This window comes from Pseudoduganella sp. GW821-FHT12E03 (genome assembly GCF_058807115.1).
In genome coordinates this window covers 544,537-559,395 of the sequence record NZ_JBXAQJ010000004.1, presented here as the reverse complement: position 1 = coordinate 559,395, position 14,859 = coordinate 544,537, and the positions used below count along the sequence as shown (strand labels likewise).

13 protein-coding genes are annotated in these 14,859 nt (G+C 64.7%); 6 read left to right on the top strand and 7 right to left on the bottom strand.

Annotated elements, in window-relative coordinates; genetic code table 11:
• Genes AC1RRC_RS13370 through AC1RRC_RS13355 form a run of 4 tightly spaced genes read right to left on the bottom strand, consistent with a single transcriptional unit; the run spans position 1 to position 6,525 of the window.
• Complete coding sequence (locus tag AC1RRC_RS13370; RefSeq protein ID WP_493055959.1) at positions 1-2,580, bottom strand: heavy metal translocating P-type ATPase; 2,580 nt, start codon at positions 2,578-2,580, stop codon at positions 1-3.
• On the bottom strand, positions 2,580-3,398 hold the full coding sequence (locus AC1RRC_RS13365) for a sulfite exporter TauE/SafE family protein (protein WP_493055958.1): 819 nt from the start codon (positions 3,396-3,398) through the stop codon (positions 2,580-2,582). Before AC1RRC_RS13365 ends, AC1RRC_RS13370 begins: the two co-directional genes overlap by 1 nt.
• Before the next feature lie 25 nt (positions 3,399-3,423).
• Positions 3,424-4,854 (bottom strand): oxygen-independent coproporphyrinogen III oxidase, encoded by a 1,431-nt coding sequence (hemN, locus tag AC1RRC_RS13360; protein ID WP_493055957.1) that lies wholly within the window; start codon positions 4,852-4,854, stop codon positions 3,424-3,426.
• A gap of 12 nt (positions 4,855-4,866) precedes the next feature.
• Positions 4,867-6,525 (bottom strand): methyl-accepting chemotaxis protein, encoded by a 1,659-nt coding sequence (locus AC1RRC_RS13355; protein ID WP_493055956.1) that lies wholly within the window; start codon positions 6,523-6,525, stop codon positions 4,867-4,869.
• 114 nt (positions 6,526-6,639) lie between these two features.
• On the opposite strand from AC1RRC_RS13355, the gene AC1RRC_RS13350 reads away from it, so the two are divergent.
• Complete coding sequence (locus AC1RRC_RS13350) at positions 6,640-6,999, top strand: TfoX/Sxy family protein (RefSeq protein WP_493055955.1); 360 nt, start codon at positions 6,640-6,642, stop codon at positions 6,997-6,999.
• Here AC1RRC_RS13350 and yiaA read toward each other — a convergent pair.
• Positions 6,979-7,401, bottom strand: coding sequence for an inner membrane protein YiaA (yiaA, locus tag AC1RRC_RS13345; RefSeq protein WP_493056001.1), 423 nt, complete (start codon positions 7,399-7,401; stop codon positions 6,979-6,981). The two genes, AC1RRC_RS13350 and yiaA, sit on opposite strands and share 21 nt — an antisense overlap.
• Positions 7,402-7,451: 50 nt before the next feature.
• Complete coding sequence (locus AC1RRC_RS13340; RefSeq protein ID WP_493055954.1) at positions 7,452-8,399, bottom strand: DUF808 domain-containing protein; 948 nt, start codon at positions 8,397-8,399, stop codon at positions 7,452-7,454.
• Positions 8,400-8,573: 174 nt separating this feature from the next.
• On the opposite strand from AC1RRC_RS13340, the gene AC1RRC_RS13335 reads away from it, so the two are divergent.
• Both AC1RRC_RS13335 and AC1RRC_RS13330 read left to right on the top strand, forming a co-directional pair.
• Positions 8,574-9,215, top strand: coding sequence for a LysE family transporter (locus AC1RRC_RS13335; RefSeq protein ID WP_493055953.1), 642 nt, complete (start codon positions 8,574-8,576; stop codon positions 9,213-9,215).
• A gap of 104 nt (positions 9,216-9,319) precedes the next feature.
• Positions 9,320-11,497, top strand: a complete 2,178-nt coding sequence (locus AC1RRC_RS13330; protein WP_493055952.1) for a DUF6600 domain-containing protein — start codon at positions 9,320-9,322, stop codon at positions 11,495-11,497.
• 200 nt (positions 11,498-11,697) lie between these two features.
• Here AC1RRC_RS13330 and AC1RRC_RS13325 read toward each other — a convergent pair whose 3' ends face one another.
• A complete protein-coding gene (locus tag AC1RRC_RS13325) occupies positions 11,698-12,171 on the bottom strand; it encodes a phage regulatory CII family protein (RefSeq protein WP_493055951.1) in 474 nt (157 codons plus the stop codon).
• Positions 12,172-12,281: 110 nt separating this feature from the next.
• Between AC1RRC_RS13325 and AC1RRC_RS13320 the strand changes: the two genes are divergently transcribed.
• The 3 genes from AC1RRC_RS13320 to AC1RRC_RS13310 all read left to right on the top strand — a co-directional run bounded on the left by AC1RRC_RS13320 (position 12,282) and on the right by AC1RRC_RS13310 (position 14,829).
• Positions 12,282-13,190 carry a hypothetical protein gene (locus tag AC1RRC_RS13320; RefSeq protein ID WP_493055950.1) on the top strand — a complete coding sequence of 303 codons (909 nt, stop codon included), beginning with the start codon at positions 12,282-12,284 and terminating at the stop codon, positions 13,188-13,190.
• A gap of 1 nt (position 13,191) precedes the next feature.
• Positions 13,192-13,977, top strand: coding sequence for a DUF2491 family protein (locus AC1RRC_RS13315; RefSeq protein WP_493055949.1), 786 nt, complete (start codon positions 13,192-13,194; stop codon positions 13,975-13,977).
• A gap of 84 nt (positions 13,978-14,061) precedes the next feature.
• Positions 14,062-14,829, top strand: coding sequence for a hypothetical protein (locus tag AC1RRC_RS13310; protein ID WP_493055948.1), 768 nt, complete (start codon positions 14,062-14,064; stop codon positions 14,827-14,829).
• The last annotated feature ends 30 nt before the right edge of the window (positions 14,830-14,859 follow it).

The window sequence follows — 14,859 nt, the reverse complement described above, 5'->3', positions numbered from 1 at the left end:
TTATGCCTTTCGCAACCGCATGGCATTGATGACCACCACGGCGGAACTGAGCGCCATGCCGACGCCGGACAGCCAGGGATTGAGGAGACCAAAGGCGGCGGCCGGTATCGCGGTGGCGTTGTACAGCATGGCCCAGGCCAGGTTTTGCCGGATCACGCCCATAGCGCGCCGGGCGCTGTGCGCGCTGTCCGCCACCGCATGCAACTGGCCGTTCAACAACACCGCGTCGGCATGGGCCTGCGCCAGCGCCGCGCCGCTGCCCATGGCAAAGGACACGTCGGCGCTGCCCAGCACGGCCGCATCGTTGATGCCGTCGCCCACCATGGCAACCACCGCGCCGTCCTGCTGCAAGCGCTGCACAACCTCGACTTTTTGATGCGGCAGGCAATCGCCCTGCACCATCGCAATGCCCAGTTGCCGCGCCACTTGCCGCGCCAGGGCATCGCGGTCGCCGCTCAGCAGCACCACCTGCTTGCCGTGCGCGCGGAAATAATCGACCGTCTGTCTGGCATCGGCGCGCAGCGCGTCGCTGATGTAAAAACAGGCCAGCCAAGCGTTGTCGGCGCCGAGGTAGACAGCGCCCATGCTGTCGCCGGACCATGCCGGGCCGCTCCCCTGCTCCGCGTCTTGCTTTGCTCCCGACTGCGCGCCCTTCTCCGGTCCGGCAATCGCCGCCACGAAGGCGGCATTGCCCAGGCGGTAACGCTGGCCGCAAATCGATCCTTCCAGGCCCTGGCCCGCGGTTTCCCGCACGTCCATCGCCGTCCATCGCGCGGCAATGCCGCCTTCCGCCGCAGCGGCCAGGATGGCGCGGGCGATCGGGTGCGCGCTGTGCGTTTCCAGCGCGGCGGCGATCTGCAGCGCGGCGCGGCAGTCGGGGCCTGCGCCCGGACCCAGCCGCGCCACGTGGCGCACGGCGGGTTTGCCTTCGGTCAGCGTGCCGGTCTTGTCAAACACGATATGGGTGGCGCGGTGCAGGGTTTCAAGCACGTGTGGCTGCACCACCAGGATGCCTTGCGCCAGCAGGCGGTCGGTGGCGGCCGCCAGCGCCGATGGCGTGGCCAGCGACAGCGCGCACGGGCACGACACCACCAGCACGGCAATCGCGACCGGCCAGGCGCGGGCCGGGTCCATCCAGTGCCACCACAGCCATGCCGCCGTGGCCAGCAACAACAGCGCCGCCACGAACCACGATGCGGTGCGGTCGGCCCACAGGGCGATGGCAGGCTTGGCGCTGCCGGCTTTTTCCACCAGCTTCAGCAAGCCTGCCAGGGTGCTGTCGCCGGCCGCCCGCGTCACGCGCAACAGCACGGCGTGGCCGGCATTGATGGCGCCACCCGGAACACTGGCGCCGGCGGCAACGGTTTGCGGCGCGCTCTCGCCCGTCAGCAGCGACAGATCAACCGAGGTGGTTCCTTCGACAAGATCGCCATCGGCGGCAAAGGTTTCGCCGGGTCTCACGGCAATGATGTCACCCGCCTTCAGCACCGCCGCATCGACCACGGTGGCGCCGCGCGCGGCAGGCCAGCCGGCCAGCAGCGATGCCGACGCGGGCAAGCCATGCTGCAGGCGTTCCAGCGCGGAAGCGGCCTTGCGCCGCGCCGCCAGTTCCAGCCAGCGGCTGCACAGCAGCAGGAAAATAAACATCGTGACCGAGTCGTAATACACGTCGCCGTGGCCGCGCCAGGTGGCGGTCACGCTGGCGCCAAAGGCGGCGGCGATTCCCAGCGCCACCGGCACATCCATCCCCAGGGCGCGGGCGCGCAGGCTGGTCCAGGCGCCACGGAAGAAAGGCGTGGCGGAATAGCAGACCGCGGGCAAGGTCAACAGCAGGCTGGCCCATTGCATCAAGGCCGCCATGCCCGCATCGAGCGTCCCTTGGTTGACCGCGTCATCGGCCAGGTAAGCCGGCGCCACATACATCATGACCTGCATCATCGACAGGCAGGCCACGAACAGGCGGCGGCCCAGCGCGCGGCCCGATTGCTGCAACTGGTGGCTGTGGCGGGCCGCGTCATACGGCCATGCCGGATAACCGATCGCATGCAGTGCGCGCAGCACGTCCGCCGCTTCGCATCCATCCTTGCGCCAGCGCACGCACAGGCGGCCCGTCGCCACATTCATCTCCGCACCGGCCACGCCCGGCAAGCGCAGTAAACTGCGCTCGATCAGCCACACGCACGCGGCGCAGCGGATGCCTTCGACCAGCAGCACGGCCTGGCAATCGGTGGCATCGAACGCAAAACGGGGATCGTCGTTGCGGTACAGCGCCAATTCTGGTGGCAGCGCATCGGCGCCCGCCGCCGTGGCGGCATAGCCGTCGCGCGTGGCATACCACGACGATTGGCCGGCATCGACGATGGCTTGCGCCACGGCGGCGCAACCGGGGCAACACATGGTGCGCTCCGCGCCATCGATGGCAACTTGCCATTGGGAAGGCATTGCCGCCGGCAACCCGCAATGGAAACAGCTGGCGCCCTGGCGCCGGGCCGCATCCGGGACAGCCGCGCCGCCTTCCCGCGCGCGCGCAATGCGCCGTGCCGCGCCCCTGCCAAAAGCCGTTTCGAATGCGGCGTCCATCACACACCTCCGATACACAACACATCCGCCCACCCGTGCAGCGCCGGCATGCCGGGAATGAGCACGCCCGCCAGCCGCAGCAGGCCCAGCACGCCAAACATCATCACCAGCACGCCGCAAGCGATGCGCACCGCGCGCCGCTGCAGGAAGCGGCGCAGCGCCAGGCCCGCCAGGCCCGCCGCAAACAGCAGCGGCATCGTACCCAGGCCGAAGGCCAGCATGATGGCCGCGCCCTTGAAGCCATCGCCACTGAGCATGGCGGTCGCCAGCATGCTGTACACCAGCCCGCACGGCAGCCAGCCCCACAGCGCGCCCGCCGCCAGCGCCTTGGCCGGCGTATCCATTGGCAGCAGGGGACGCAGCAGCGGCTGCACGCGGCGCCAGACATGCTGGCCAAGCCGCTCGACATGGGCCAGTCCCTGCCACGCATTCATCAGATATAACCCCGCCGCGACCAGCATCAGGTTGGCCAGCGCCAGCGCGGCGCTTTGCAGCGGCGCGGCCGCCGCCAGTCCCAACACGCCTTCCGTGAGGCCGCCCGCCACGGCGCCCGCCATCATGTAGCTGGCGATCCGGCCCGCGTTGAAGCTGGCGATGCGCAGCAGGCGGGCCAGCATGGCATATGCCGCCAGCGCGGCGCTGGCAGTGGTAGCGATGGCGGCGCCGTCACGGGGTGCATGGAATACCAACGGCGCCACCGTCTCACCGGAGGGTGGCCGTGCCGCCGCGCCACCCAAGGTGGCGGCGATCCCGCCGCACATGCCCACGCAGTGAACGCTGGCGGCCAGGCCGGCGGCAAAGAAGGGCAGCAGGTTCATCGCATCAATCCCTCAAGTCAACCCGTCAAATGGTGCGGGAAAAGCGCAGCGGCTGGACCTCGGCGGTTTCCTGCACGGCGCGCGGCAAGCCCAGGTAGCGGTCGAACACCATGCAGATATTGCGGATCAGCAGGCGGCCCTTCAGGGTCACGGAAAGCCACGCGCCGTCATATGCCACCAGGCCATCGGCTTCCAGCGCCTGCAACTGCGCCAGCTCCTTGGCAAAGTAGTGATCGAAGCGGATCGGATACGCCTGTTCCAGCGACGCCACCGCCAGTTCGAAATTGCACATCAATTGCTGGATCACGTGGCGGCGCAGCAAGTCGTCGGTATCGAGGCGGATGCCGCGCGCCACCGGCAGGCGGCCCAGTTCCAGCTGTTCGTAATAGGCGTCCAGCGTCTTTTCATTCTGGCTGTAGGTATTGCCGACCGAGCTGATGGCCGACACGCCCAGCGCCACCAGGTCGGCGTCGGCATGCGTCGAGTAACCCTGGAAATTGCGGTGCAACCGGCCCTGGCGTTGCGCCACGGCGAGGTCGTCATCGGGCTTGGCAAAATGGTCCATGCCGATGTACACATAGCCCGCCTGCGTCAGTTCGTTGATGCACAGCGCCAGCATGTCGAGCTTGACGCCGGCCGGCGGCAAGTCGTCTTCGCTGATGCGGCGCTGCGGCTTGAACAAATGCGGCATGTGCGCGTAGTTGTACAGTGAAATGCGGTCCGGGCTGGCCGCCACCACCTTGGCGATGGTTTGCTTCATGGTCTCCAGCGTCTGCTTCGGCAAGCCGTAAATCAAGTCGATGCTGATCGAACGGAAACCCGCGTCGCGCGCCGCCCGCATCACCGCCAGGGTTTGCGCTTCCGGCTGGAGCCGGTTAACGGCTTTTTGCACGTCGGCGTCGAAATCCTGCACGCCCAGGCTGATCCGGTTGAAGCCCTGGTTGCGCAGCGTGTGCACCCGCTCCGGCGATACCGTGCGGGGATCGATCTCGATCGAATATTCGCCCGCGCCGTCCGGCGCGAAGGCAAAGTGGCGGCGCAGGTGCGCCATCAATTCGTCCATCTGGCGGTCGCTCAGGTAGGTCGGCGTACCGCCGCCGAAATGCAGCTGATCGACCTGGTGCATGCCAGCGAACAGCTTGCCCTGCATGTCGATTTCCTGCTTCAGGTATGACAGGTAGACCGCCGCCTTGGTGCGGTCGCGCGTAATGATCTTGTTGCAGCCGCAGTAGTAGCAGATCGATTCGCAAAACGGGATGTGCACATACAGCGACAGTGGACCGCGCGGGCCGCGCATCTTGATGCCGGCCAGCGCTTCGAGGAAATCACCATAGCGGAACCCGGCGGTAAACCGGTCAGCGGTCGGATACGACGTGTAGCGGGGACCGGACGTGCTGAGACGCTCAATGGTGCAGGCGTCGAATTGCACAGGGTACTGGGGTGCGATGGTATGCATGACGGGACTTCCTTAAGCAGCCAGGCGTTTGACGCTGGTGGGCGCGGATACTTGGGCGCCACGGATCGGACGCACGGTGGACGGGGCGGCCGGCAATACCGCCTTGCCGAACTTGAACAGGCTGACCGCCTGCTTCAAGCCACCGGCTTCGTTGGCCAGGCTGGCCGCCGCCGCCGCGGCTTCTTCCACCAGCGCGGCGTTTTGCTGGGTCACCTGGTCCATATGGGCGATCGCCTGGTTGACCTGGTCGACACCGATGCTTTGTTCGCGCGAGGCGACGGAAATTTCCCGCATGATGGCGGTCACTTGCTGCACCGCGCCGACCACCTGTTCCATGGTGTCGCCGGCGCGGTTGGCGCGCTCCATGCCCAGGCTGACCTTGTCGACGGAAACGTTGATCAATTGCTTGATGTCCTTGGCCGCCATCGACGAGCGCTGCGCCAGGTTGCGCACTTCGCCCGCCACCACGGCAAAGCCACGGCCCTGTTCCCCGGCGCGCGCCGCTTCCACGGCGGCATTCAGGGCCAGGATATTGGTCTGGAAGGCGATGCCTTCGATCAGGCCGATGATGTCGACGATTTTTTTCGACGACGCATTGATTTCATCCATGGTGGCAATCACTTCGGAGACGATCTGGCCGCCTTCCACCGCCACGTCCGACGCCGCCACCGCGAGGTCGTTGGCTTGCGCGGAATTTTCCGCATTCTGTTTCACGGTGGACGAGAATTCATCGATGCTGGAGGCGGTTTCTTCCAGGCTGGCCGCCTGCGACTCCGTGCGGCCGGACAGGTCGGCATTGCCGGCCGCGATCTGGCGCGTGGCCACCGCCATGGTTTCCACGTTGACGTGCACATCGCGGATGGTGGCGATCAGGTTGCTGTTCATTTGCTGCAGGGCGCGCAGCAACTGGCCCACTTCATCGGTGGCGTGGGTGTCGAAGCTGCCGGACAAGTCGCCGGCGGCAATCGAGCGCGCCCCGTCCAGCGCCCGCCCCAGCGGCTGCAGCACGCTGGTGCGCAGCGTGTACCACAGGAACACATTGACCAGCAGCCCGATAAAGGTGGCGCCAAAGATGGTGTAGCGCGTCAGGTCGGCCGCGCCGTCGCCGAACAGGCTGGCAATGCAGACCAGCGCCAGCAGCACGTTGACGCCGCTGGTGGCGGCCCAGATACGCATGCCCAGCGACATATGGCTGAGGCGCGACAGCAGGTTGTTGAAGCCGAGGTGGATTACCTGGCCATTGCGGATGGCGATGCGCTTGTCGCCGGCGCGGATCAGTTGGTAAGCCGCTTGCGCCGCGGCGACCTGGTCGCGGTCCGCCTTGGTGCGCACCGACATGTAGCCCAAGGTGCGGCCGGCTTCCCGGATCGGCGTGATATTGGCTTTGACCCAGTAATAATCGCCATTCTTGCAGCGGTTTTTCACCAGGCCGGTCCACGGCGTGCCCTCTTTGATCGAATGCCACAGGTCGGCGAAGGCTTCCGGCGGCATGTCCGGGTGGCGCAGGATGTTTTGCGGCGCGCCGATCAGTTCGTCTTCGGCAAAACCGCTGACCTGGACGAAATACGGGTTCACATACGTGATGTTGCCATTCAGGTCAGTCTTGGAAACAATGGCCTGGTCGGCCGATAATTCGACTTCACGGTTGGTAACGGGTAAATTCGTGCGCATCGCGCCCTCCGGCAGTTGATATTCTTGCTATATCGCAAGCTATGCAGCCAGTTTACGGAGTGGGGCACGAAATTTTATTGACGTAGATCAAAATTCCCCGGATTAGGAGAGCGTATGGGATCGCAGCAAAGCACTGTGGATTTCCTGGTGGACCAGTTCGCCGCGGCAGGCCCGGTCGACGCCCGCAAGATGTTTGGCGAGTATGCCATTTACTGCGATGGCAAGATGTTTGCGCTGGTGTGCGACGACCGCCTGTTCATCAAGCCGGTCCCCGCCGGCAAGGACTACATGGGCGAGCCGGAACAGGCGCCGCCGTATCCCCAGGCGAAGCCGTGGTATGTCGTGCCGGAAGAGAAATGGGATGAGCGCGAGTGGCTGTGCGGGCTGGCGCGGGTAATGGCGGCGGCCCTGCCGCCGCCATTACCAAAGAAGCCAAAAAATCCGAAGAAGAAATCAGGCCAGGTCGCTGGTTGACGCGCGGGAGGTGCTGCTGTCGCGGACATTCTTTTGCACCGCCACCGCAGCGAACAGGCTCAACACGAACGACATCGCATAAAAGCCTTTTTCGCTGGAGGCCAGCGCCGCATTCCACAAACCGACCGTCAGCAACAGCAAGACCAGCAAAACCGACATCCAGCACAGGCCGAAGTACAGGTTCGTCACGGGAATGCCTTCCATGCGGTCGCGCACGGATTTTTGCAGCGAGACGGCGGAAAACAGGCCATACGCCAGCAACGTGAAGTAATACCCCTTTTCATTGAGCGCCATGGAGGCGTTCCACAAGCCGGACAGGTAAGTGATGACGCCCACCAGCAGGGCTGCCCACGATGCGCCGACAAACGCGGCGCTGGGACGCTGACTCACAGGCTCCTTCATCATATTTCCTCCTTGCAAAGTTGAAACACCATCATCGGTACCCCTCAGCCTCAGGCCTTGCGGCGGAACAAATTCACCACCTTGCCCACGGCGGTGACCACGGCCAGCACCAGGCCACCCGCCACCACACCGGCAATCGCATCGAGCGCCGGCGGCGTGACGGCCGCCAGCGCCGGGCCGACGCCACCGATGCCTTCCACGGCTTCGGCCGCATGGTGGATCACGTCATGCGCACCCGGGATGCCGTGCGTCAGGATGCCGCCGCCCACCATGAACATGGCCAGGGTGCCGGCCACCGACAGGAATTTCATCAGTTTCGGCGCGGCGGCCAGCAGGAAGCGGCCCACGCCCTTGGTGAAACCGCTGGCGCCGGGACGCTGCGACAGGTACAGGCCCGCGTCATCCATTTTCACGATGGCGGCCACGATGCCATACACACCCACCGTCATCAGGCCGGCAATACCGGCCAGCACCGCCACCTGTTGCCCAAACGGCGCTTCCGCCACGGTGCCCAGTGCAATCACGATGATTTCCGCCGACAAAATAAAGTCGGTACGGATCGCGCCTTTGATCTTGTCTTTTTCCAGCGCCACCATGTCGACCGCCGGATTGGCCAGCGCCGCCGACAGTTCGGCGTGGTGCGCTTCATCTTCGGCGTCGCTGTGCAGCAGCGGGTGGGCGACTTTTTCAAAGCCCTCGAAGCACAGGTAGGCGCCGCCGATCATCAGCAGCGGCGTCACCGACCACGGCGCGAAGGCGCTGATGGCCAGTGCGGCAGGCACCAGGATCGCCTTGTTTTTCATGGAACCCACCGCCACCGCCCAGACCACAGGCAATTCGCGGTCGGCTTGCACGCCCGCCACTTGCTGCGCATTCAGCGCCAGGTCGTCGCCCAGCACGCCGGCGGTTTTCTTGGCGGCGACCTTGCTCATGGCGGCAACGTCGTCAAGGATGGTGGTGATGTCGTCAATCAGCGCCAGCAGGCTGGATCCGGCCATATCAGCAGCCCTCCGTATGCAAAGTGGACAATCGGGTATGTGGGGCAGGTTTCATGGCAGTGGAAATTGGGTTGATCTATGTTAAACGTAGCGGCAATCTTACCGCATATGCAACAGGCCACCCAAAAAATAGACTGCCGCTACAATGGCTGAATCTTTCCCCGGAGTACTGCCATGACCTTCGCCACCTGGATCACCTTTGTTATCGCCGCCTGCATCATTGCCGTCTCGCCTGGTTCCGGCGCGGTGTTGTCGATGTCGCACGGCTTGTCGTACGGCGTGCGCAAGGCCAGCGGCACCATCCTGGGCTTGCAGGCCGGCTTGCTGCTGGTGCTGGCAATTGCCGGCGCCGGGGTCGGCTCGCTGCTGCTGGCGTCGGAAGTGGCGTTCAATGTGGTGAAAACCGTGGGCGCGCTGTACCTGATCTGGCTCGGTTTGGCGCAATGGCGCGCCACGGCGGCGCCGGGACCGGGCGCGCAAGTGGTGCTTGAGCAAGCACCGTCCTTGCGCCGCCGCGTGCTGACTGGTTTTCTCACCAACGCGACCAACCCCAAGGGCATTATTTTCATGGTGGCCGTGCTGCCGCAATTCATCGCGCAAGACCATCCGCTGGTCCCGCAATTGCTGATCCTGGCCGTGACCATGTGCACCATCGATTTGATGGTCATGCATGGCTATGCCTTCCTGGCGGCTTCGATGCAGCGCTTTTTCCGCGATGCCAAGGCGGTCAAGGCGCAAAACCGCGTATTTGGCGGTTTGTTAATGGGCGTCGGTACGGCTTTATTCTTCGTCAAACGCGGTGGTGCGCACGCTTGACCTTATACAGAGCGCCTGGTTGAAAAAATGTGTAACGGACGTCGTCGTTGCGGCCGATCAAGCGTTTAATACCTATCATTCCCCTGCTCCCGGAGCGTAACGCCATGCATCGCAAAATCAAGCATCTCATTCTGTTGTCCGCGCTGGTCGCCGTGACGTCATTGGCGATGGCCGATGACCCGCCGGCCCGCGTGGCGCGCGTGTCCGTGGTCGAAGGCCAGGTCACCGTGCAGGAAGCCGATGGCGACGAGGCGGGCGGCAACCTGGTGAACTGGCCCGTGACGTCGGGCACCCGTATCACGGCGGCGCCGGGATCGCGCACGGAATTCCGCGTCGGCTCGACCGCCGTGCGGCTCGATGGCGACTCCAGCCTGGAAGTGCTCGACCTCGATGACAATGTGCTGCGCCTGCGCCTCGATTACGGCACCGCCAGCGTGCGCGTGCGCAATCCCGAACATGTCGGCGGTTTTGAACTGAGCACGCCACAGGCGCGCGTGACCTTGACGGAACCGGGCGCGCTGCGGGTCGATACCGAACGTGCGCCGGACACCAGCGTGGTGACCATGCTGGCCGGTAGCGGCCGCGTCGATGGCGCCGGCACCTCGATGAGCCTGCGCGCGGGCAAGCGCCTGGAAGTGCGCGGCGACGACTTGTTCACCGGGGTGGCGCAGCGCACGCAGTTTGACGACTGGGTCCAGGCGCGCGACCGCCGCGATGACAATTCGCAATCGCTGCGCTACGTGACGGCCGACATGACCGGCTATGAAGAGCTGGACCAGCATGGCAGCTGGCGCGAAGACCCGGATTACGGCCCGCTGTGGGCGCCCCGTGGCGTGGCGTCCGACTGGGCGCCTTACCGCGATGGCCGCTGGACGTGGCTGGCGCCGTGGGGCTGGACCTGGGTCGACGATGCGCCGTGGGGCTATGCGCCGTCGCACTATGGCCGCTGGGTGTTTGTGCAGTCGCGCTGGTTCTGGGCCCCGGGCCGCACCGTGGTGCGCCCGGTGTGGGCGCCGGCACTGGTGGGCTGGGTCGGCGGCAGCGGCTGGAACGTCACGTTCCGCGACCACCGCGCCGGTCCCGGCGTCGGCTGGTATCCGTTGACGCCGCGCGACCGCTATGTGCCGAACTACCGCGTGTCGGTGGAACATGAGCGCCGCCTGGAATGGCAGCACAACGGCAAGGTGCGCTGGAAGGAAGATCCGCGCCGCGACGGCCGCCGCGATGGCGTGACCGTGTTGCCGCGTGAATATTTCGAACGCCGCAGCATCGTCAATGTGGGCCGCGAACCGCGCGTGGCGCTGCCGCCGGGCGATGTGCGCAAGGCGCCGCTGATCAGCGCGCCACCGGTGGCGCCGCCACTGGCCAACCGTCCGGGCCGCGTGATTGAAAACCGCCGCGAATCGCGCGATGACTGGCGCGACCGCCATGGCGATCAGCGCCCGGCAGTGGGCCAGCCGGTGCCAGGCAATGCCTTGCAGGGCCAACCGCAGCGCGTCATGCCGGGTGGCACGGTGGTGCAGCAGCCAGGCGCCGGGCAAGACGAGCGCCGCCGCTTTGACCGTCCGGGCCGCGACGATGGCGAGCGCCGCAATGACCGCAATGACCGCGATGAACGGGGCCGCATCAGCCAACCGCAACCACAAGCATTGCAGCCGGGGCAACTGCCGCAGCAACACGTCGAACAGCAGCGGCAGGAGCGCCAGCGGCTGGAGACGCTGCGCCAGGACCAGCAGCGGCAAGAGGGGCAGCGCCAGGAACGCCAGCGGCAGGACGCCCAGCAGCAGGAACAGCAACGCCAGGAAGCGCTGCGCCAGGACCAGCAACGGCAGGAAGTCCAACGCCAGGAGCGCCAGCGCCAGGATGGCCAGCGGCACGAGGCGCAACGTCAGGATGCGCAGCGCCAGGAAATGCAGCGGCAAGAGCAGCAACGCCAGCAGGAAGCCCAGCGTCAGGATGCGCAACGCCAGGAGCGCCAGCGCCAGGAATCCCAGCAGCGCGAACAGCAGCAACGCCAGGACCAGCAGCGCCAGGAAATGCAGCGGCAAGAGCAGCAGCGCCAGCAGGAAGCCCAACGGCAAGACGCCCAGCGCCAGGAACAGCAACGCCAACAGCGTGAAGCCATGCGCCAGCAGCAGGCGCAGCAGCAACAGCAGCAGCGCCAGGAACCGCGCCAGGAAGCCCGTCCCCAGCCGCAACCTGCACCGGCGGCGGAACAGCGCCGCCCGCAACGGGAAGAAAAGGACAACAAGGATAACGGCCGCCGCAAGAACCAGGAATGACACGGCCTGGGCGGATCGCTGCCGCCCAGCCCTGGATTTTGGTCGTTCATCCCTGAAATTCTGCAGTCCGTCCCAACGCGGTGGCCGGGCCGGGAGGAAGTCGTTACAGTGGCGTCACGTGATCTTCACGCACTATTTTCCTCCCAATACAAAATAGTTTATGCCAGCCCTTACCGGCTGGCATTTTTTTTACCGGGGAATCAGCCGCCGCCTTTCGGATCGGCCAGCAAACGGATCCGGGCGCGCCATTCGCCCAGCGCCGACAGGGCGGCATTGAATTCGCGTTCGATCAGGTCGGCCTCGGACGGCGTGATCTTGCCGTCCATGAGCGACTGCGACACGGCTTCCGCCACGTCGCCGACCTGGCTCATGACGCGGCACACGGTTTGCGACAAGTCATCTTGCGCAATCTTTTCCGGTACCGGCACCACGAAGGCCGCCATACCATGCCGGACCAGCATCGCGTGCAGCGGCATCAGCGCATTGGGGACGCCGGCTTTCTGGCACAGGTCGATAATGGTCGATACTTCTTCAAACGAAGGGTAATGGGAAGCGATGGTTGGTGACAATTTGTTACGTAAAACGTTCACCGAAATGCCCATGCATTGGGACAATGCTTCGATGCCGCCAGGGTAGTTTCGGGCGACGGTATACAAAGCGTCGTGCTGATTCATGTCAGAGTATTTGCGTGTCATGGTGGTAAAGCTGGTGTTTTTTTACCGATGCGTAAATGTTTGCCAGCTATTATGCTGTTATTTAATCAACCTCAAGACGATCAGGATACATGATGAAGTCTCTCCGCAAAGCCGTAGTACTCGCTTTATCGCTGTCACTGGCGATAGGCGGGCCGCTGGCGGAAGCCAGGCCAACCCAAAGTTCGGGTTCTTACAAAGGCGGATTTTCGTCGCAACGCAGTAACACTGCCAAGAGTACGCCGTCGCGCAGCCCAACGGCCGCACCGTCGTCGAACCGTGGCTCGTTTGGCACCTTTGGTTCCCGCCGCGCGCCGGAAGCGGAGTCCGCTTCCGGCGGCAGCCGGTCCGCCATGAACCGCGACATGTCGCAAAAGTCCGCGCAAGACAATGCGGTGCGCACGATGGACCAACGCACCGCGCAACAGCGCCAGTTGCCGCCATCGGACCCGGTGATGCCGCGCCAGGCGCCGCAGCAGCCGCCGCAGTATGGCAACAATGGCGGCTACAACAACAACCCCGGCTACAACGGCGGTTATAGCGGTGGCAATAACGGCGGCTACCGCCAGGACCAGAGCCGTCCGAGCGGCTGGGGCACCGCCGGCGCGGCTGCCGCCGGCGCCGTGCTGGGTAGTGTGATTGCCGGCGGCGCCCATGCGAACCAGGCGCCACAGCAGCAGCAACAGCAACAGCCGTTGCCGACCAACGTGCCGTCCGACGTCGGTTCCATCGGCCCGGTTGGCAGCGGCGACACCAGTACTTCGCCCGGGATGGCGACGGTGCCCAATCCGATGAATCCGGATGCGCCGACCGCCACACCGGTACCGCAAGCGCAGGAACAGCAACCTGCGCCAGTGGCGGAACGCAAGGCGCCCAAGGAATCCTCGGGCATCGGCTGGTTTGGCTGGGTGATGCTGGGCATCATTGGTTTTACGCTGTACAAGGTCTTTACGCGCCGCAAGGCGAGCCGTCCAGGCGCTAACTATTCGCTGGGAGATTGAAATGGGTTGGAAGGATGCATTCGGATACATACGCAACGCGGCGATGAAGCAGGGCGCCGTGGATGCGCCGGAAGACCAGCGATTGCCGCTGAATGCACGTATCGGCAGCATGGTGACGATCCAGCAGGGTTCGCTGTTGCGCGCCAATACCGCCGGTTCGCTGATTGCGCTGCCGCAGGCGGCCGACTTCCGCATCCTGGCGATTTCGCGGCTGAAGCTGAATTTGTCCGGCAAGGTCTACCGCTATTACCTCGACAAGGGCGATGACCAGGCCGATGAAAAATTCCTGCAAGTGTATGTCGATGCGCAGGGCAACGTGGCCGAAATCATGTACTGCACGCAGCTGGCGCGGGTGATCCCGGAAACCGTGGAAGACCAGGAAGCGTACACGGGCGAACGGGGCTATGGCCTGGGTGACCGCAGCTACACGCTGTGGCGCAACCAGCTGGGCGACTATGGCCTCGATGCGCAAGACCTGGAACTGGTATTTGGCGCCGAAGAGGGCATCGATTTCCAGCGCGATGCGGGTGATCCGAACGCCGAATGGGTCCAGCCCTACCAGGGTGGAGAAACCCGCATCGACGACGCGGCGGGCAGTAGCGGCTTGCAGCAGGATGTGTATTTCATGCCCTATGTGCGGGAACTGCGCGGCGGGGCGGGACCGGAATATTTGCTGATCACGACGGAAATCATCCGCAGCGTGAACGGCGACAGCAGCAAACGCGGTATCCATGTGGACTTTGTCATTGGGATACCGGTGGAGCAGGAACGGATCGTCATCCAGTGATGATGGCCGCGTTGTTTTTCATGTGGAAGCCCGGCCTGAATGCCCGGCGCCCAAGTTATTTAAACTGAAAGGAAGGACACGACTATGAGCAACTCCAATGGCTGGGGCCTGACCGCACGCCTGATCTCGAAACACTTTGGCGCGCTGGGCGACCGCGTATCCGAAGCAATCGCCAACTTCGATCCAGAAACGGCGACCGAGGCAGACCGTGACCGCCTGGCCGACACCTTGCGCGCCACTGCGCAAAAGCTGGCCGCTGCCCGTTCCTCCTTCGACAAGGAGCGCAATGACGTCATCAAGTTGCGCGACCTGATCGCCAACGATGAACGCGCCGCGGATACGCTGGGTGAGCGCCTGGCGGCCGGCAAGATTTCGGAAGCCACCATCAACCTGTTCTGCGACGAGCTGGAAGCGAATAAAGCCCGCTTGCCGCTGGAAGAACAGGAAGCGGCCGATGCGCAGGAATACATGGATGAGCTGCAGAAAATCGTCGATGCCCTGTCGCAGCAACTGGCCGACTTCGATGCCGCCGCCAAGAAAGCCATGCAGGCGCTGGCGACCGCGAAAGCGCAGCGCGATTTGCAGCAGGTGCGCGCCGAGCGCCAGGAACAGTTGAATGGCCTGAAAGGCTTGCAGGGCAATTCCAGCGCGCTGAATGCACTGACGCGCCGCGCGCAAGCGGTATCGAATGAAGCGGCCGGCATGAAGATCGTGGCGGACATCGGCCAGCGTCCGCACGACCAGAAAGCCGAACTCGATGCGCTGCGCAAGTCGGTGGCCAACGAAGCGGCGGGCGGCGGTGAATCCGCGCTGGACCGCCTCAAGCGCCTGTCGGCCAAGCCGGCCGCCTAAGTCCGGGACGGCGGCATGGAACCCGTGCCG

Coding starts and splice junctions, on each gene's coding strand:
- AC1RRC_RS13340 (WP_493055954.1), bottom strand. CDS start 8,399: ATGGCCGGATCCAGCCTGCTGGCGCTGATTGACGACATCACCACCATC.
- AC1RRC_RS13330 (WP_493055952.1), top strand. CDS start 9,320: ATGCATCGCAAAATCAAGCATCTCATTCTGTTGTCCGCGCTGGTCGCC.
- AC1RRC_RS13350 (WP_493055955.1), top strand. CDS start 6,640: ATGGGATCGCAGCAAAGCACTGTGGATTTCCTGGTGGACCAGTTCGCC.
- AC1RRC_RS13335 (WP_493055953.1), top strand. CDS start 8,574: ATGACCTTCGCCACCTGGATCACCTTTGTTATCGCCGCCTGCATCATT.
- AC1RRC_RS13325 (WP_493055951.1), bottom strand. CDS start 12,171: ATGAATCAGCACGACGCTTTGTATACCGTCGCCCGAAACTACCCTGGC.
- AC1RRC_RS13370 (WP_493055959.1), bottom strand. CDS start 2,580: ATGGACGCCGCATTCGAAACGGCTTTTGGCAGGGGCGCGGCACGGCGC.
- AC1RRC_RS13310 (WP_493055948.1), top strand. CDS start 14,062: ATGAGCAACTCCAATGGCTGGGGCCTGACCGCACGCCTGATCTCGAAA.
- AC1RRC_RS13315 (WP_493055949.1), top strand. CDS start 13,192: ATGGGTTGGAAGGATGCATTCGGATACATACGCAACGCGGCGATGAAG.
- hemN (WP_493055957.1), bottom strand. CDS start 4,854: ATGCATACCATCGCACCCCAGTACCCTGTGCAATTCGACGCCTGCACC.
- yiaA (WP_493056001.1), bottom strand. CDS start 7,401: ATGAAGGAGCCTGTGAGTCAGCGTCCCAGCGCCGCGTTTGTCGGCGCA.
- AC1RRC_RS13355 (WP_493055956.1), bottom strand. CDS start 6,525: ATGCGCACGAATTTACCCGTTACCAACCGTGAAGTCGAATTATCGGCC.
- AC1RRC_RS13365 (WP_493055958.1), bottom strand. CDS start 3,398: ATGAACCTGCTGCCCTTCTTTGCCGCCGGCCTGGCCGCCAGCGTTCAC.
- AC1RRC_RS13320 (WP_493055950.1), top strand. CDS start 12,282: ATGATGAAGTCTCTCCGCAAAGCCGTAGTACTCGCTTTATCGCTGTCA.